The 18,140-nt window shown below is 70.1% G+C and carries 10 protein-coding genes and 1 pseudogene; 6 read left to right on the top strand and 5 right to left on the bottom strand.

Features of this window, described 5'->3' with window-relative positions:
• The first annotated feature begins 24 nt into the window (after positions 1–24).
• The 3 genes from F1615_RS02680 to F1615_RS02670 all read left to right on the top strand — a co-directional run bounded on the left by F1615_RS02680 (position 25) and on the right by F1615_RS02670 (position 5,011).
• Positions 25–3,225 (top strand): BTAD domain-containing putative transcriptional regulator, encoded by a 3,201-nt coding sequence (locus tag F1615_RS02680; RefSeq protein WP_167533634.1) that lies wholly within the window; start codon positions 25–27, stop codon positions 3,223–3,225.
• 155 nt (positions 3,226–3,380) lie between these two features.
• Positions 3,381–4,517: a cytochrome P450 family protein gene (locus F1615_RS02675; RefSeq protein ID WP_167533633.1), complete on the top strand. Its 1,137-nt coding sequence runs from the start codon at positions 3,381–3,383 to the stop codon at positions 4,515–4,517.
• An 89-nt stretch (positions 4,518–4,606) separates the two neighbouring features.
• Entirely contained in the window at positions 4,607–5,011 is a 405-nt protein-coding gene (locus F1615_RS02670) for a nuclear transport factor 2 family protein (protein ID WP_167533632.1), read from the top strand.
• Between the two features lie 893 nt (positions 5,012–5,904).
• Here the strand turns inward: F1615_RS02670 and F1615_RS02665 are convergent.
• The 5 genes from F1615_RS02665 to F1615_RS02645 form a co-directional block, all read right to left on the bottom strand.
• Positions 5,905–6,312 (bottom strand): DUF6278 family protein, encoded by a 408-nt coding sequence (locus F1615_RS02665; protein ID WP_149547186.1) that lies wholly within the window; start codon positions 6,310–6,312, stop codon positions 5,905–5,907.
• Between the two features lie 75 nt (positions 6,313–6,387).
• Positions 6,388–7,167: an exodeoxyribonuclease III gene (locus F1615_RS02660; RefSeq protein WP_149547185.1), complete on the bottom strand. Its 780-nt coding sequence runs from the start codon at positions 7,165–7,167 to the stop codon at positions 6,388–6,390.
• A 45-nt stretch (positions 7,168–7,212) separates the two neighbouring features.
• Positions 7,213–7,848, bottom strand: a complete 636-nt coding sequence (locus F1615_RS02655) for an MBL fold metallo-hydrolase (RefSeq protein ID WP_149547184.1) — start codon at positions 7,846–7,848, stop codon at positions 7,213–7,215.
• A 48-nt stretch (positions 7,849–7,896) separates the two neighbouring features.
• Positions 7,897–9,198, bottom strand: coding sequence for a 4-carboxymuconolactone decarboxylase (pcaC, locus tag F1615_RS02650; RefSeq protein ID WP_149547183.1), 1,302 nt, complete (start codon positions 9,196–9,198; stop codon positions 7,897–7,899).
• A gap of 32 nt (positions 9,199–9,230) precedes the next feature.
• Positions 9,231–10,328 carry an IS110 family transposase gene (locus F1615_RS02645; protein ID WP_167533631.1) on the bottom strand — a complete coding sequence of 366 codons (1,098 nt, stop codon included), beginning with the start codon at positions 10,326–10,328 and terminating at the stop codon, positions 9,231–9,233.
• 256 nt (positions 10,329–10,584) lie between these two features.
• Here F1615_RS02645 and F1615_RS02640 point away from each other — a divergent pair.
• From F1615_RS02640 to F1615_RS02630, 3 genes and pseudogenes are all read left to right on the top strand, one after another.
• A pseudogene (locus F1615_RS02640) lies at positions 10,585–11,762 on the top strand (IS3 family transposase).
• A 488-nt stretch (positions 11,763–12,250) separates the two neighbouring features.
• Positions 12,251–17,455 carry a DUF6531 domain-containing protein gene (locus tag F1615_RS02635; protein ID WP_149547248.1) on the top strand — a complete coding sequence of 1,735 codons (5,205 nt, stop codon included), beginning with the start codon at positions 12,251–12,253 and terminating at the stop codon, positions 17,453–17,455.
• The gene (locus tag F1615_RS02630; RefSeq protein WP_149547182.1) at positions 17,455–17,721 is read left to right on the top strand and encodes a hypothetical protein; all 267 of its coding nucleotides are present in this window, start codon (positions 17,455–17,457) and stop codon (positions 17,719–17,721) included. Before F1615_RS02635 ends, F1615_RS02630 begins: the two co-directional genes overlap by 1 nt.
• Positions 17,722–18,140 lie beyond the last annotated feature (419 nt).

The raw sequence follows: 18,140 nt of genomic DNA, 5'->3' as shown, positions 1-18,140 counted from the left end.
CGGAGCGGCGAGAGGTCCGTCGCTGTGGGCGGCGTCCGGCTCCGAACCCTCCTGATCAGGCTGGCACTCGAGTCGGGCAGGTCCGTCCCGGTCGGTTCGCTGGCATCCGCGCTGTGGTCCCAGGAGTCACCGGCCGACTGCGGCCACGCCGTGCAGGCGCTCGTCAGCCGTCTGCGCAAGACCTTGCCCGACGGAACGCCCCTGCGGTTCGCGGGCGGCGGCTACCGCCTGGACATCGGGCCGGACAGTGTGGACGCGCTGAGGTTCGAGGCCCTCGCCCGCAAGGGCAGCCGACTGCTCCAGGAGGACAATCCGCGTGCCGCCGCGCGGGTCCTCGGCGAGGCGCTCGGCCTGTGGCGCGGCGAACCGCTCGCCGACATGTCCGATTCGGCCTACGCGCAGGGCACCGTCGTACGTCTGACCGAGCTGAAGCTCACCGCCTTCGAGGACCGCGCCGCGGCCGGCCTGTCGCTGCGCACCGAACCACCCGGCATGATCGCCGAGCTGGAGTCCCTGGTCTCGCTGTACCCGCACCGTGAGCGTCTGTGGTCGCTCCTGATCCGAGCCCTGCACGCCGACGGCAGGTCCGCGGAGGCGCTGGGCGCCTACGAACGCTTCCGCACCTGGCTCGCCGACCAGCTGGGCACCGACCCGTCGCCGGAACTGCAGGAGACGCACCTGAAGGTGCTGCGTGGCCAGAACGGCGCGGACCGGCGGCACGGTACGGCCAGGGACGTGCGCCGCGACAACCTGCGCGCGGAACTCACCAGCTTCGTCGGGCGGAACAAGGAGACACTGCGGCTCGGCGAGCAGGTCGCGAAGCACCGCCTCGTCACTCTCGTGGGCACGGGCGGGACCGGGAAGACCCGCCTGGCCACCGCACTCGCGGGCGAACTGGCGGACGGCATGCCCGGCGGCGTGTGGCTGGCCGAACTGGCTGCGGTGACCGACGAGAGGGACGTGGCACCGGCCGTTCTGGCGGCTCTCGGCACCCGCGGAGTCAGCCTGTCCGAGTCCGCCGACGGCAAGGGCGACAGCACGGACCGGCTGATCCAGGTGGTCCCGGCCGCCGAGACGCTGATCGTCCTCGACAACTGCGAGCACGTCATCGGGGCGACCGCCCGGCTCGTCGACGACCTCCTGTCCCATTGCCCGCGGCTGACGGTCCTCGCGACCAGCAGGGAGCCGCTCGGCATTCTCGGGGAAACACTGTTCCCCGTTCCTCCGCTGGAACTTCCCGCGCCGGGCTCCAGCGCGGCCACGGTGGCGGCCTGCCCGGCGGTGCAGCTCTTCGCCGACCGTGCGGACGCGGTCCGTCCCGGCTTCACGGTGACCGCGGACAACGCCTCGGCGGTGGCCGACATCTGCCGCAGGCTCGACGGGCTCCCGCTGGCCATCGAGCTCGCCGCGGCCCGGCTGCGCACGCTCTCCGTGGAGCAACTGGCCGCCCGGCTCGACGACCGGTTCCACCTCCTGACCGGCGGCAGCCGCACCGCACGGCCCCGGCACCGCACGCTGCGCGCCGTGGTCGCCTGGAGCTGGGACCTGCTCACCGACCACGAGCGGGGACTCGCGGAGACGCTGGCGGTCTGCCCGGCCGCGATCACGCTCGAGACCGCGGAGGCCCTGGGCGGCCTCGGCGTCCGCACCCTCGACACGCTCACCTCCCTCGTCGAGAAGTCGGTGGTGCAGGTCGTGCATGTTCCGCAGACACGCTTCCGGATGCTCGAGACGATCCGTGCCTACGGTCTGGAGCGCTTGGCCGACCGCGGTGCGGTGGACGCGGCGCTGCGTGCCCACGCCCGCTGCTTCCTCGCCCTGGCCGAAGGCGCGGAACCGCATCTGCGGGGCGGTGCGGGCCAGATCGGCTGGACCAGGGCGCTCACGGCCGACCGCGACAACCTGCTGGCCGCTCTGCACTTCGCCTGCGAGTCGGGCGACGCCGATACCGCCGTCCGGCTCGGCGCCGCGCTCTCGTACTTCTGGACCCAGCGTGGCGAGTACGGCCAGGCGGTGCACCTCCTGCGGGCCGCACTGAGGGTGCCCGGCCCGACTCCACCGCAGCAGCGAGCCGTTGCCACGGCGGGGTGTCTCCTCAACTGCGTCCTTTCCGGCGACTCGGTCAACGCGCTGAGCATGCCGGTGGACACGGGGCCCGGCACCACCCGCGTGCCGCAGCCCGGTGACCATCCCGCCGCCGCCCTCCTGGCGCCGCTGCTCGCCTGGACCGGGGGCGACGCGGACAAGGGGCTGCGGGCGATCGACCAGCAGCCCTCCTCGCCCGGCCGATGGACCCAGGCGATGCTGTGGCTCATCCGTTCCATGATCAGCCTCAACGAGGGGGACCTGCAGCAGGGCTGTCACGATCTGCGCCGGAGCGCACGGGAGTTCCGTGTCATCGGCGAACGCTGGGGCCTGGCCACGTCGCTGACGTACCTGGCCGTGGGGCTGATCTCCCAGGGCGAGTACGACGACGCCGTGGAGGTGCTCACGGAGGCGATGGCCCCGGCCCGCGAGCTGGGCGGAGACGATCTGCAGCGGGTCTGGCTGGCCATCGCCCACCGGCACGCGGGCCGGGGGGAGGCGGCCCGCGAGGAACTGCTGCGCGTCGTCAACAGCCCCTCGTCCGCACCCCACCTGCGCATGGCGCGCCTGAACCTCGGCGACCTGGCACGCCTGGAGGGCGACGTCGGGGAAGCGTCGAGGCAGTACGCCCTGGCCCACGAGGCCTGCTCCTCCGACACCTTCCACGACGTGGCCTTCCACACCCTGTACTGGACGGGCACCGCCCGCATCGCCCTCGCCCGGGACGATCTCGAGGGAAGCCACCGAGCGCTGCGCAAGGCTTTGGACCTGGCTCTCGACGCGGCCGACATGCTGCTCGTGGCGATCGTCTGCGCCGCCGTGGCTCATCTGCTGCAGCGCCGCCAGGACCCCGAGTCGGCGGCGCTGCTGCTGGGCGTCTCCCACGCCCTGCGCGGCGCCTCCGACGCGGGCAACCCCGACATCGCCCAGCTCGCGGCGGCCCTGACCCGGGACCTGGGTGAGGCGGCGCACGCCCGGGCCTATGAGAAGGGCCGGTGCCTCGGGCGGTCCGACGCCGTCGCGGTGATCCGTACCCGCCTCGCCCGGGGCGGCATCCTCGGGACTCCCGACCGGCGCGAACCTGACGGGTGGGTTCAGCCATTACCCGCCGGGGCGGCACCAGAGCAATCGCGGACATGACACCACCCGGCCGCTGCACAACGATGGGCTGGTGACCGCCCCCATCGCCAGGAGCAACGATGGCGCCTGCCTGTGAACCACTGCCGGTCCTGCTCGGAGCCCCCTCCTCGGGAGATCCGCATGCCCGGTTCGCCCGGCTCCGGGAGGCAGGACCAGTGCATCCCGCACGTCTGCCGGACGGCACCGTCTGCTGGCTCGTCACCCGGTACGACGAGGCCCGAACGGCCCTCTCCCACCCCTTCCTGAGCACCGATCCCGCCCACGCCTCACCCCCGCACGAGCGCCCGCCCTGGGAACACGGCGCCCCGCAGGCCGTGCTCGACAGGGCCGCCGGCCGGCACCTGCTGCACACCGACCCGCCCACGCACACCCGCCTCCGGAACCTGGTGAACCGTGCCCTCAGCAGGCAGGGTTCGGCGGTCGGACGCCGTGGGGTCGAGCGGACCGTGGACCGCGCCCTGGGCCGGCTGGCGGGCCACGAGGAGTCGGAGCTGCTGAGTGAGTTCGCCCTCCCCACGGCGTTCGCGGTGATCTCCGAGTTGCTCGGCGTTCCGCACGCCCTGCGGGCCCGTCTGGAGGAATCAGCCGAGGCACTGGTGGTGATGGGCGGTCGGCCCGCGGCCCCGGATGCCGAGCGTGCCGCGGCTGGTGAGGTGATCGATCTCGTGACCGGTCTGTTCCGCGAGAAGCGCACGACGCCTGAGGACGACCTGCTCTCCCGCCTCGCGTCCGCCACCGACGAGGAGGGAACGCGCTTCGACGAGGGCGAACTCGTGGCGACCGCCTGCCTGCTGCTCTTCACCGGCTACGGGACCGTGGCCTACGCCCTGTGCAACGGCGTCATCAACCTCCTCACCCGCCCCGACCAGTTGGCGGCCGCCCGCACCTCCCCCGCGCTCCTCGTGTCCGCCATCGAGGAGGTGCTGCGCTTCGAGGGCCCGGGCGACTCGGCCGCCCTGCGCTACACCACCGCGTCGGTGCGGCTCGGCGACGTGGACATTCCTCCGGGCGAGTGCGTCGTGGTGTCGATTCAGTCAGCCAATCGCGACGGGTGCAGGTTCGCCGCCCCCGACCGGTTCGACATCTCCCGCAAGCCGGGCGGCCACCTTGCTTTCGGCCACGGAATCCACCACTGCCTCGGAGCTCCTCTGGCCCGGCTCGAAGTCGAGGTCGCACTCACCCGGCTCTTCACGCGCTTTCCCGCCCTGCGCCTCGCGGTGGACCCGGACGAGCTGGAGTGGCATCGCTTCCTGCCACTGCGCAGCGCGCACCGGCTTCCCGTACGCCTTTGAGCCACGGGAGAACAGCGCCGTTGATGCGCTTCCCGGCGGGGGTGTATACCTGGGGAGGGTATACAGCAAGCAGGGACGAAAGGAATGGCATGTCCGTCGATCTCGGCACCACCCCCGAGGAATTCGCCAGCGAATTCCTCAACTCGTACGTGAAGGACGTCATCTTCGGGGGTGAGAATCCCGAGCAGAGCATCGACCGTTACTACACGCCGGACTTCGTACAGATCACCGACGGCACCGAAACGGACCGGGCGGCACTCGCCGAGCACGCCCCCGCCGCGAGCCAGACTTTCGAGAACGCCCAGTACACGGTGCACGAGGCGCTGCTCAGTGGAAACACGCTCGCCCTGCGCCTCACCTTCGACGGCTCCCTCAAGGCCGGCGGCACCATCACGATGGAGTACTACACGTTCGCGGAGCTTTCCGACGACCGGCGCTTCAAGCGGGTCACCCAGATCACCCGCACGCTGAGGAACGACATGATGTCCTCCTGACATCAGGCGCGGCCCGGCGACCGGCCGGAGCGCTTCGGCGTACCGGAAGGGCCGGCCCCACCCGTCCGGCGCGCAGCTGACCTTCTCCTCGTGGGCGGACGACCCGTCCTACGGTGTCGGTTCGCCACGCGAGCAGTGATCTCCGGCTGCCGCCGGACGGGACTGGCCTTGTGGTGACCGCCTCCCGCGGCGAGACCCGCGGTGGGCCCCTCCCGGCGACGGTGTCCGCTCTCCTGGCACGAAGTCCCCTCCCCCGCCGGGACGGAGGGAACATCGTAGTCGAAGGTCCGGGCGGGCGGGTTTCCCGGCGTCACCCGCTCAGTGCTCGAGGATCTTCGACGCCGAGCGGGTGAAGCCCTTCTCGTGCCGGCACACGATCATGGCCGTGCCCTCATGGGCCGGTTGGCGCATGACCTCCAGGACCTCGCTGACCTCCTCCGGGTCCAGCGCGCGGGCCGGCTCGTGCCTCGAGGGCCCGGAGGGGGTGGCCCCGGCTGCCGGCCGCCCGGGAGCCGCGCCGGGTACGTGCCCGGCCGGCCGGCGACGCCGGCACGGTCGAGGCGCACACGCGAACGCCGTTCGGCGTCCCCCTCCTTGCGTCCGCGGACTATGGCCTGGACCGGCGAGGCGTTCCGCAGCGCGGGCTCGTGGGCGAAGAGGTCGAGGTCGACGTCCCGCGTGACATGCGGGTCCCCGACGTACGTGCTGACGCCTCGCAGCTCGGTCAGCGGATCGACGGCCATGCCCACCCCTACTCGTTCTCAGCCGTGTGGTGGCCGCCGCAACGTATCCGGGCAAGATCGCCGTGATGGCGCGACACGCACTTCCCGTTCATTAGCCGTATTTACACCGGCCAGTGGGGCGGGACGGCACGGAGCCGCCGGCCCCGGGCTTCACGCCTCGGCCACCTCCGCGTACAGCTGCGACAGTTCGGGCACTCCGTTGGCCGCCCACTCGTGTCCCGAGTCCACGACGTCGAACTCCCGGCCGGAGGCGAGCCGCACGACCGGCTGTCCGTCGGAACGGATCTCCCAGGCGGCCCCCGGCACGGTGCGCACGATGACGGTGCCGAGGTACAGCCCCGCGTCGTTGCCCAGCCAGGTGGACGTCTCCTCGTCGTCCCGCCAGCCCGGCACGAGCTGGTCCAGTGCCTCCAGCGAGGCCGGGGAGTCGTCCAGCCGGACTCCCGCCCGGTAGGCCTGGGACCGCAACAGTTCGCACTCGGCGAGGAGTTCGGCGATGCCCTCGGGACCGGGAAACCCGGCCTTCCGGCGCCGGTTGCCCAGGAATGGGATGTTCATACCTCCAGCCTGTCATTCGTCCCGCCCCGCGCACCACAGGGCGCGCGGGACCGGTCGGCGGCCGGCGGCGCCCCGTTACACGTCCAGGTCCACCACGACCGGCGCGTGGTCCGAGGCGCCCTTGCCCTTGCGCTCCTCGCGGTCGACGTAGGAGTCGGTGACGGCCTTCGCGAACGGCGCGTTGCCGTACACCAGGTCGATGCGCATGCCCCGGTTCTTGGGGAAGCAGAGCTGGCGGTAGTCCCAGTACGTGAAGGGGTGCTCGTACTTGAGGGGGCGCGGCACGACGTCGGACAGGCCGGCCTCGCGCAGGGAGGCGAGGGCGGCGCGCTCGGCGGGGGTGACGTGGGTGGAGCCCTCGAAGGCGGCCCGGTCGTAGACGTCGTCGTCGGTCGGTGCCACGTTGTAGTCGCCCATGACCGCGAACGGGCGGCCGCCCGCCGCGTCGCCGGCCACGGCGGCCTTCAGCGCCTCGAACCACTGCAGCTTGTAGGCGTAGTGGGGGTGGTCCACCTCGCGGCCGTTCGGCACGTACACCGACCAGACGCGGACGGGGCCGCAGGTCGCGGAGATGGCGCGGGGTTCGACGGAGCCGTCGTAGCCGGGGTCGCCCGGCAGTCCCCTGACGACGTCCTCCAGGCCCACCTTGGAGAGCACCGCCACGCCGTTCCACCGGCCGGTGGCGTGCACCGCCGACTCGTAGCCCAGCTCGCGCAGCTGCTCGGCCGGGAACTGGTCCTCGGCGACCTTGGCCTCCTGGAGGCACAGCACGTCCGTGCCGCTGCTCTCCAGCCAGGCCAGGAGCCTCGGCAGGCGGGCGGTGATCGAGTTCACGTTCCAGGTCGCGATGCGCATGTCCCACAACCTACCCGGCGGGTCCGACAACGCTCGACCGCCGGCTCACAGCTCAGCGGAGCCGCCCGGCGCGAGCCGCAGGTGCTCGGCGCCGCCGAGGGCGCCGATCTGGCGGTCGTAGATCGGCCGGGCGAGGTCGGTGAGCAGGGCGTCGTGGATGTCGTAGGCGCGCCGCGGCCGCACCTCGCGGACGTAGTCGATGACCTCGGAGATCTTGTTCCAGGGGGCCATGACGGGCAGCATCAGCGTCTCGACCGGGCGGTCGGGGACGGTGAGGGCGTCGCCCGGGTGGAACAGCTTCCCGCCGTCGACGAGGTAGCCGACGTTGGTGACGCGCGGGATGTCCGGGTGGATCACCGCGTGGAGCTCGCCGTGGACCTGGACGTCGAAGCCGGCGGCGGTGAAGGTGTCGCCGTGGCCGACGGTGTGCACGCGGCCCGGGAATGCCGCCGAGATCTGGTCCGCGACCGATTTCAGGGTCCAGATCCCGGCTGCCGGATTGGCGTCCAGGGCGGTCCGCAGCCGGCCCTCGTCGAAGTGGTCGGGGTGCTCGTGCGTGACCAGGATCGCGTCCGCGCCGAGGGCGGCGTCCTCCTCGCTGAACCCTCCGGGGTCGAGGACGAGGACCCGTCCGTCCTTCTCCAGGCGGACGCAGGCGTGCGACTTCTTCGTGAGCTTCATGGATCCATCCTGCCCCCGGTGCGCGCTGCCGGGCGGAGGAGCCTCGGCTCACTCCTGGGGCGTGGTCTCCTCGCGGACGACCTGCTGGGCCACCCGGAACGCCCTGTTCGCCGCCGGGACGCCGCAGTAGACGGCCGCCTGGAGCAGCACCTCCTTGATCTCGGCCGGGGTGAGGCCGTTGCGCAGGGCGGCGCGGGTGTGGAAGGCGAGCTCCTCAAGGTGACCACCGGCCACGAGGGCGGTGAGGGTGATACAGCTGCGGGTGCGCCGGTCGAGTCCGGGGCGGTCCCACACCTCGCCCCAGGCGTAGCGGGTGACGAGTTCCTGGAAGTCGCCCGAGAACGCGTCGGTCTGCGCCAGCACCCGGTCGACGTGCGCGTCGCCCAGCACCTCCCGGCGGACCTTGATCCCCGCGTCGTAGGGGTCAGGCCTGCCCTGCGGCTGCTGCGGCACGGCGGCCGGGGCGATCTCGGCCACGGGGACCGGCTGGGCGGGGGCGGCGGCCGGCACCGGCTGCGCCGCCGCTCCCGCGGGCAGGGCGATCTGGCCGGTGGCGGACTCGAAGGCGGGCTGCCAGGCGGTGGAGAAGTGCCGCACCAGCAGGTCGGTGACGGCGGCCGGCTGCTCCACCGGCACCAGGTGGGAGGCGCCGGGCACGACGGCGAGCCGGGCGTCGGGGATCCCGGCGACCAGGGTGCGGGCCTCGGCGGGGCCGGTCACCTGGTCCTCGGAGCCGACCAGCACCAGGGTCGGCACACCGACGCTGCCGAGCTCCGCGCGCACGTCGAACGAGGCGAGCGCCTCGCAGGCGGCGATGTAGCAGCCGGGGTCGGTGGTGCGCACCATCTGCACGGCCCACTCGGTGATCGCGGGCTGGGCGGCGGCGAAACCGCCGGTGAACCAGCGCTCGGGCGCGGAGCGGGCGATGGGGTCGAGTCCGTTCGTCCGCACGATCACCCCGCGCCGGCGGAACTCGTCCGCCGTGCCGAAGCGGGGCGAGGCGGCGATCAGCGTCAGGGACGCGAGGCGCTCGGGGTGGCGCAGGGCCAGCTCGATGCCGACGGCGCCGCCGAGCGCGCAGCCCGCGTAGCCGAAGCGCTGGACACCGAGGCTCTCGAGAGTGGTGAGCAGGCGCGCGGTGAGGTCGGCGACCGAGCCCGCGGGGTGGGCGGGGGCGCCCCCGTGTCCCGGCAAGTCGAACCGGAACACGCGCCACTGGTTGGTCAACTCGGGGACCTGCCGGTCCCACATGTGCCATGTGGTGCCCAGTGAGGGACCCAGGATCAGGACCGGAGCGTCTTCTGGCCCGTCAAAGCGGTATTGCAGGGTGTTGGGTGGTGTCTCGCTCACGCCCCAGACCCTCTCACGTCTCATGGACGCCCCTATAACGCGGGGGTGCGGGACACTGGTCTGACCAGGTTGAAGACCTCGCGGGCTGCGTACCGCTTGAGGCATCGGATGATCTCCCGTCGGCTTTTGCCCTCCTGGGTGCGGTGTTCGTAGTACGCCTGGGTGCGCGGGTCATGGCGTAGCCCGGTGAAGACGATGCGGTGCAGGGCGGCGTTGGCCTGCCGGTCGCCGCCGTAGTTGAGCCGGCGCGTGCGCCGTCGGCCGGAGGAGTACTCGATGGGGCTAACGCCGCAAAGGGCAGCAAAGGACGCCTCGGTGTTCAGTCGCTCGGGGTTGTCTCCCATGGTGATCAGGAGAGTGACGGCGCTGTCCGGGCCGATGCCCACCGGTTCGAGCAGCTGCGGGGCGTGGTGTTCGACGAGCCGGGTCAGGCGTTGGTTCAGCTCCTTGATCTGAGCGGTGAGCTGTTCGATGCGCTCGGCGAGCATGCGCAATGTCATGTGGGTGGCCTGGGCCACCGTGTCCTCGTCTCCCCCACCATCGGGTGGGCCGAGGGTCGCGCAGGTGCGGAACAATTCGGCGTTGCCCAGGCTCGACAATTGTTCCCGCAGGGCGGGGTCGGCGATGACCAGGACGGCCTTGAGCTGGTTGATCGCCTGGGTGCGGGCCTTGACCGCGGAGTCCTTGGCGAGTTTGTACATCCGGGCGCTGTGCACCGGACCGTCGCCGGACTTGGCCCGGACCCGGGCGCGACCGCTGAGCACGGCTCGCGCTGCGGCCTGCGCGTCGAGCGGGTCCGACTTCCCGAGCAGCCGACGGGCCGCGCGATCGGGCCGGTTCACTTCGAACACCTGGATCTGCTGGGCCAGCAGGTAGCGGGACAGGCCCGCGCCGAAGGTACCGGTGCCCTCCACACCGGCCCGGCGCACCGTCCCCCGTTTGCGGGCCCAGACGAGCAGCTGACGGTAGCCGGCCGCCGTCGCCGGAAAGGACTCGGTACCCAGGACCTTCCCCAGCAGGGAAACCACGGCGGCGACATGCACCTCGCCGTGCGTGTCCACGCCCAGAACAACCTCGCCCCGAACGGGCGGATCCGTGCTTGAGGAGGTGCTGCTCTGTCGGGTCGTCATGGTGGTTCGCCTCCCGCATGGTGACGTGCTGGGTGGATGGCACCGGCCTGCTCGGACGGTCTGAACCGTGATGGCGCCTGAAACTCGGCAAGGCCCCTATTGGCACACGCCCTTTGGCTCGGCGGCAGGCAGCATCCCGCGACGACAGTCGACAGGTCTGTGACTGGACGCTTCGGTCATAGATCTCACGAGTCAGACCTCCGCCTGGGACGGCACTGCACAACCGTCATCCTGGCCCGAAGGAGAACCACGAGCAGTGCCAGCACCACGTAAGTACCCGGACGAACTCCGCGAGCGGGCCGTCCGCGAAGTCCGCACCACCGGCCGTCCGATCGCGCATGTCGCGAAGGACCTGGGCATCCACAAGGAGGCCCTGCGCGGCTGGGTGCGCCAGGCCGAGGCGGACACCGGCGAACGCGACGACCGGCTGACGAGCGCCGAACTTGCGGAGTTGAAGCAACTTCGCAAAGGAGTAGCGAACGAGATCCTCAAAGCGGCGAGTGCGCTTTTTGCCCAGGAGCTCGACCGTCCCCGGACGAGGCCGACCAGGTGATCGACAGCCTGCAAGAAGACGGCTTCGGGGTCGGGCCCGTATGCCGGGTGCTCGGCTGGTCCGAGTCCGCCTACTACGCCCGCAAGAAGCGGCCGAAGTCCGCGCGCCGGCTCCGTGACGAGCAGCTCATGCGGCTGATCGAGCAGGTTCACTCCGAGTCAGGTGGCATCTATGGGGCCCGGCGGATCACCCGCGCCCTCAAGCGCAAGGGCGTCGTCGTGGCCCGCTGCACCGTCGAGCGGCTGATGGGCGAGCTGGGCCTGGAGGGCGTGATCCGCGGGCAGCGGCGGCGGACCACCGTGCCGGAGCCGTCGGCGCCCCGCCCGCCGGACCTGGTCGACCGTGACTTCACCGCCTCGCGGCCGGACCAGCTGTGGGTGGCGGACATGACGTACGTGCGCACCTGGTCCGGCTGGGCGTACGTGGCGTACGTCCTGGACGTGTACTCGCGGATGATCGTCGGCTGGCAGGTCGCGAACCACATGCGGAGTGAACTGCCTTTGGGTGCCATGGAGATGGCGTTGTGGAGACGGAGGATCAAGAAGGGCTCCGGCCTCATTCATCACAGCGACCACGGGTCGCAATACGTATCCATTCGGTATACCGAGAGGCTGTCCGAGATCGGGGCTTCGGCCTCGGTCGGCTCGGTCGCGGACAGCTATGACAACGCGATGGCCGAGGCCCTGAACGGCACCTTCAAGGCCGAGCTGATCGAGATGCAAGGCCCTTGGAGGGACGTCGACCAGGTCGAGCGGGCGATCTTCCAGTGGGTCGCCTGGTACAACGAGGAACGGTTCCACTCCGCCCTCGACTACGTACCGCCCGCCGAGTACGAACGCGCCTGGCGTCGACAACAGGAAGCCACCCCGCAGTCCGCCTGAACAAGATCACCGGACTCTACGAAACTCGGGGCAGCTCAAGCAGCCGGTTCTTTCCTTTCATGCCCGCTGCCTTCTCTTATCTCTCCGTCAAAGGTCCGTTTACCCGCCCCACCTCGCACTTTGAATCACTTTCGCGCCATATCGAGTGGCCAAGCGGGCCCTTCGGTCACGCAGCCAGCGAACTCATGGCCAGGGCGATTGGGGACCTCGTCGGGTTTCGGCCCCGCTTCCCACGGCACGTTAGTTCGAGGGTTTGCCTGATCATGCATCACCGCGACCTCTCTTCACTCCTGACTCACAGGTGATGCACTGTGCGCACACAAGCGCGAAGACTTGTCACGGCCGTTCTGGCCCTGGCTCTGCTGGCAATAGCGGGTGTCGCCCCCTCCTGGGCGTCGCCAGGGGACCGGCCTCACTCCGCAGGCCCCGGGGCCATCGCACAGGCGCAGGCCCGGACAGCTGCGGATTTGCCCAGGCCCCCCAAGCCGATGACGCTGGCCGAGCGCCGCAAGCAGGTCGGCGAGGACCGGCACGAACGGTCTCCGATGCGCGACTACATGAACGCGCCGGAGCGGGCGCCCAAGGGCAAGCCCCACGGCCGACCGGACACAGACCGCATCGAACGCGGGCCCGCCGCCGAGTCGAAGGTGGCTTTGCAGCCTCTCGCGGCGGCGGCCGAGAACCCGACCTGGGTGTCGTCCTGGGCCACCGCGTATCCGGGCATGCTGTCGATCGGCGGGCAGGTGAAGCTGCCCAAGCGGGGAGATTCGTACACCGGGATGTGGCTGTACGTCCTGGACGAGGGCGGCTCCCCGGTCGTCCAGCAGGAGATCAAGAAGTCCACGGACGATCCCAGCGGCGCCACCCCCGACACCGGGGCCTGGTGCTACGACTGGTGGTCGAGCAACTCCTACCCCACCGACCAGTGTTTCTGGTGGGCCGGCAGCGCGCTGGGCGGAATCCTCCAGGACGGCAAGGAGTACTACGCCTGGGTCTTCCTCAACAGCGCCGACGGGACGTCGAGCCCCGGCGGGACCACCTCGCCGCTGGTGGAAGCGTTCTACACTCCGGTGATCCCCGGTGCGCAGGCGGGAATCTGTACCTGCTACGCACAGGCGCACCGCGCCGACCCGGTCAACACGGCGACCGGCATGTTCTTCGAACAGCTCACCGACGCCTCCCTGGTGAGCCCCGGCGTGCCTCTGACCCTGGAACGCACCTACCGCTCCGACTCAAGTGCCGTCGGCCTGTTGGGGCGCGGCTGGGCAACGCCGTTCGACGCCAAGCTGACCGCGGCGACGGGGAAGGTGACCTACCGGACGGACGACGGGGCGTCGTTCGTCTTCACCCAGAACAGTGACGGCACGTACGCCGCCCCGGCCGGGTCGGCGGCCAAGCTGGTCAAGGGCGCGAGCGCCTACACGATCACCACGCCGGACCACACCAAGCGGACCTTCAACAGCAGCGGCCAGCTCACATCCGTGGTCGACAGAGCCGGCAAGGGACTGACCCTGACGTACGCGTCCGGCACGCTCGCCTCCGTCAAGGACGCCGCCGACCGCACCACCACGTTCACGCCCGGTGCCGACGGGCTGCTGTCCAAAGTGGGCCTGCCGGACGGCACGTCGGTGTCGTACGGCTACACCGGTGGTCTGCTGACGTCGGTGACCGACCCGGCCGGCAGGACGTCGTCGTACGCCTACGACGCGAACAAGCGACTGTCCTCCTACACGGACCCGGCGGGCGGCAAGGTCACCAACGTCTACGACACCGCGGGCCGTATCAAGTCCCAGACGGACCAGAACGGCAAGACCACGACGTTCACCTGGGACGGCAAGAGCGAGTCGCACACCACAGCGCCCGACGGCGGCGTGTGGACCGACGTGTACGCCGGCAACGTCCTGATGGAGACCATCGACCCGTACGGCAAGAGCATCGCCTACGACTACGACCGCCATCTGCGGCCCGTCTCCATCACCGACCAGCGCGGCAACACCACGGAGATGACGTACGACAGCGCCGGGCGGATGCTCACCCGTAGCGCCCCGTCCGCGCTCGGTTACGTGGAGAGCTGGACCTACGACGGTGCGGGCAACATCACCAGTCACACCGACGGCCGCAAGAACAAGACGACGTACACCTACAACACATCGAACCAGCTGACGTCCACCACGGACCCGCTGGGCGGCAAGACCGCCTACACGTACACCCCGCTTGGTTCGCTGGAGACCGTGACGACGCCGCGCGGCAAGGTCACCACCTACGGCTACGACGCGGCCGGCAACCGGACGTCGGTCACCACGCCGCTGGGTGAGAAGACGACGTTCACCTACGACAAGGCCGGCCGGATCCTGACGAAGACGGACCCGCGCGGCAACGTCACCGGCGCCGACCCGGCCGACCACACCACGTCATACACCTACGACGGCCGCGGGCTGCTCAGCTCAGCCACCGATCCACTGGGCCGGACCACGACCTACGCGTACAACGGGGCCGAGCAACTGACCTCGGCCAGGAACCCGGCGGGCGACACCGCCACGTTCGCCTACGACGACGCCGGGCACCTGACCCGGTCGACCGACCCGTCCGGCAACTCCGTCACCCGCACCTATGACGCAAGCGGACGCCTGGCCTCCGAGACCGATGCGACGGGCGGCAAGACCACCTACACCTACGACAAGGTGGGACGCCTGCTGAGCAGCGTCTCGCCGCGCGGCAACGTCTCCGGCGCCGACCCGGCCGCCCACACCACGAGTTACACCTACGACGCGGCCGGCAACACCATCAAGGTCACCGGCCCGACCGGCGCGTCCACCACCACGACCTACGACGCCATCAACCGGCCCCTCACGGTCACCGACCCGCTGGACCACACCACCAGCTACACCTACGACGCCAACGACAACGTCACCAAGATCACCGACGCCGCAGGCGAGACGGTCACCTCCGTCTACGACAAGAACAACCGACTGACCAGCAGCACCAATCAGCTGGGCAAGACCACCACCAACGCCTACGACGCCGACGGCAACCTGCTCAGCCGCACCTCCCCGCTCGGCCACAAGGAGAGCTGGACCTACGACGACGACGGCCGCCGGGCCACCGCCGTCGACCCGCGAGGCAACGCCGCCGGCGCCGACCCCGCCCCGTACACGACCACCTACGGCTACGACCCGGCCGGCAACCCGACCACGGTCACCGACCCGCTCGGCGGCGTGACCACCACCGCCTACGACGCCGTGAACAACGTCGTCAAGCAGACGGACGCCGACAAGCGCGCCACCGCCTACGGATACGACAAGTTGGACCGGCTGACCGAAGTCACCGCTCCGGACGGCGCGGTCACCACGTACGGCCACGACACGGCTGGCAACGTCACCGAGCGCACCGACGCCAACGGGCACGTCACAACGTACGGCTACGACGCGGCCCGCCGCCTCACCTCGGTCACCGACCCGCTGAAGCGGGAGACCACCTACGCCTACGACGCCGCCGGCAACCTCACCAAGAAGACCACGCCCCGCGGATCCACCGGCTACATCTACGACCCGCGCGGCCTGCTCACCAAGGTCGACTACTCCCACTCCACCCCCGACGCGACGTTCGGCTACGACGACGCCGGCCGCATCACTGCCCGCGCCAACTCCAAGATCTCCGAGGACTTCGTCTACGACCCGGTCGGCAACCTCACCAAGACCCGCGGTTTCGCCTACACCTACGACGCCGCCGGGCAGATGCTCACCCGCAAGTACTCCGACGGCAACACGATCACCTACACCTACGACAACGACGGCCGCACCGCCACGATGCTGGCCGACGGCAAGACCACCACCTACACCTGGGACCCGGCCGGCAACCTCACCAGGTCCGCACTGCCCAACACCGAGACAGAGGATCGCGCCTACGACCGGGCCGGCCGCCTCACCGCCGTCACCTCCGCCAAGGCCGGCACCACGGTCACCAAGACCGCGCACGCCCTCTCCCCTGCGGGCCTGCCCACCCACGTCGACATCACCCGTGCCAACGTCGGCACGACCGGCTACGACCTCACCTACGACACCGCAGGCCGTCTCACCTCCGGCTGCTTCCCGCAGCCCTGGGTCGCCGGCTGCGCCGCGAGCCGCGCCACGTCCTACACCTACGACAAGGTCGGGAACCGCCTGACCTCCAGCCTCGGCACCACCTCCACCAGCTACGCCTACGACGCGGCCGACCAGCTCACCTCCACCACCACCGGCACCACGACCACCGCCTACGACTACGACGCCGAAGGCAACCAGACCAAGAAGGGCGCCGACACCTACACCTACGACCTGGCAGGACAGATCTCCGCCGCCACCGTCGCGGGCACCGCCTACACCTACGACCACGACGCCAGCGGCAACCAGGTCGCCACCCTCAAGGACGGAGCGGTCACCCACCGCACCCAGTGGGACCCCAACGCACCCCTGCCGATCCTGGCCACCGAATACGACAGCGCCTGGACCATCAAGCAGTCCTTCCGCTACGACCCCCTCGGCCAGCCCACCTCCGCCAAGACCGGCACAGGTGCACTCTTCTACTACCACCACGACACCCAGGGCTCCCCGGTCGACGTCACCAACAGCACCGGCACCCTCTACCAGCGCTGGGCCTACGACCCGTTCGGTACCCGGGTCCTGGGTACCGTCACCGGCGGCGCCCCCGCGAGCCCTCCCTCCTACACCGGCGCCCGCTACGAGACCACCACCGGCAACCTCGACCTCCACGCCCGCCAGTACGACACCGCCACCGGCCGCTTCACCCGACCCGACCCGGCCACCCGCGCCCGGACGACCCCGTACATATCGCCCTACGCCTACGCCGACAACGTCCCCACCCTCCTGACCGACCCCAGCGGACTGACCCCCGACGACCCCAACAACGACCGCGTCGACAGCCTCGGCGAAGCAGCGGGCATCTTCGGTGACGCGTTCGTCGACGTCTTCAAGTCCCCCTTCGTCTTCCTCGGAGACGCGTACGACGCATTCACCGGCCAGAACGGCGGCGCCGGCGCCTTCGTCGACAAGTACCTCCCCGTCCGCCCCGCCTACCGCCTCTACCGCGCCGAATACATGCTCCGCCAGCAGGGCTGCGACGCCCTCGCCGACCTGTACGCCGAAACCGCCGAAGAACTCACCCAACAGATCGCCCTCGTAGGCATCGGCGGCCTCACCGGCTGGCGCCGGGCCGCCGTGGCCCCCGAAACCGCGACGGTCAATGTGGGGAACCTGAGGTTCGGCCTTGGAGGTGGCGGCGTGACCAGGGGATACGGAGGCATCCCCTACAAGACCCCGATCACGGAGCAGCTCAAAGCACTGGTGAACCCTCAAGGCGGCAACACGAACTGCCGTGCCTGCGCTGTGGCAGTCGACCGCCTGCTGGCCGAGGGATCTCCATCCTCAGCGCCCGGAGGTCTCAGGGCGGGCTCCACAGCACCCATCGAAGTGTTGTACGGAGGACGCCAGTTCAAAGCGTCCACGCTCTCGGGCATCGTCAATCAGATCAAGAAGGCGGGAAATGGCGCCCGAGGTATCGTGATGGGGCAGAAAGGAAGGCAAGCCCATGTCTTCAACGTGGTGAACATCAAGGGAGACGTGGTGTTCCTGGATGGCCAATCAGGGCATGCCGATCTCTCACCGTGGCGCAACTTCTCCCTCCTGAGGACAGATTGATGCTGGACATAGAAGAAGCGACCAAGCTGGCCAAGAAGTTCCTGGACGAGAAGGTCAGCCACGAGGGCACGGCCCTTGCGCTCGTCGAAGGAGAGCGCGCCCAAGTGGGAAGCACCTTCTACTTCGACTGCCAATCGGTCGCTTACCTCCATACCGGGGACCTCCGGGACCTGGCTGTCGGCACGGGCTACGTTCGCGTCGACGGGGAAACAGGGGAGTGCCACATGCTGGGAGCAACCGAGTCCGCCCAGCTCGATCTGTTCTGACCTGCCTTGGCACGCCCTTTGGTGTGACGTCATGAGAAAACAGGCCGGTGGCATGCGGCGATGTCCGGCGCATGCCACCGGTCCGGTAACGTCGCACGTCTGCGGGACACCGATCAGAACCGCGGGTCGGGGATGTTCGAAGCAGCACAGCGATGCGGCGAGTCCAAGGAAGGCCAGGAAAGGGCTCGCAGAGAATCAACATGCTGCTCCTGGCTGTGAGGGTGGGATGGTGCAGCCGTGCTGGGCCAGAAGGGGCTGGACTCGGCGAACGTCCCTGGTGACGTGTTCGGTGCCAAGGCCGCTGTCGGCCGCACCACGGTGATAGCCGACAGCGGCTACTGAATCTGTGCAGCCCAGGCGTACAGTTTGGATAACCACTCGCAGCCACCGGCAAGTTGCCCAGGGTTCGTCCGATCATG

This window comes from Streptomyces marokkonensis, assembly GCF_008312835.1.
GTDB classification, from domain to species: domain Bacteria; phylum Actinomycetota; class Actinomycetes; order Streptomycetales; family Streptomycetaceae; genus Streptomyces; species Streptomyces marokkonensis_A.
The sequence above is the reverse complement of the archived record's forward strand: the minus strand, read 5'-3'. Positions and strand labels throughout refer to the sequence as shown.

Coding starts and splice junctions, on each gene's coding strand:
- F1615_RS02670 (WP_167533632.1), top strand. CDS start 4,607: ATGTCCGTCGATCTCGGCACCACCCCCGAGGAATTCGCCAGCGAATTC.
- F1615_RS02665 (WP_149547186.1), bottom strand. CDS start 6,312: ATGAACATCCCATTCCTGGGCAACCGGCGCCGGAAGGCCGGGTTTCCC.
- F1615_RS02660 (WP_149547185.1), bottom strand. CDS start 7,167: ATGCGCATCGCGACCTGGAACGTGAACTCGATCACCGCCCGCCTGCCG.
- F1615_RS02655 (WP_149547184.1), bottom strand. CDS start 7,848: ATGAAGCTCACGAAGAAGTCGCACGCCTGCGTCCGCCTGGAGAAGGAC.
- F1615_RS02645 (WP_167533631.1), bottom strand. CDS start 10,328: ATGACGACCCGACAGAGCAGCACCTCCTCAAGCACGGATCCGCCCGTT.
- F1615_RS02635 (WP_149547248.1), top strand. CDS start 12,251: ATGACGCTGGCCGAGCGCCGCAAGCAGGTCGGCGAGGACCGGCACGAA.
- F1615_RS02630 (WP_149547182.1), top strand. CDS start 17,455: ATGCTGGACATAGAAGAAGCGACCAAGCTGGCCAAGAAGTTCCTGGAC.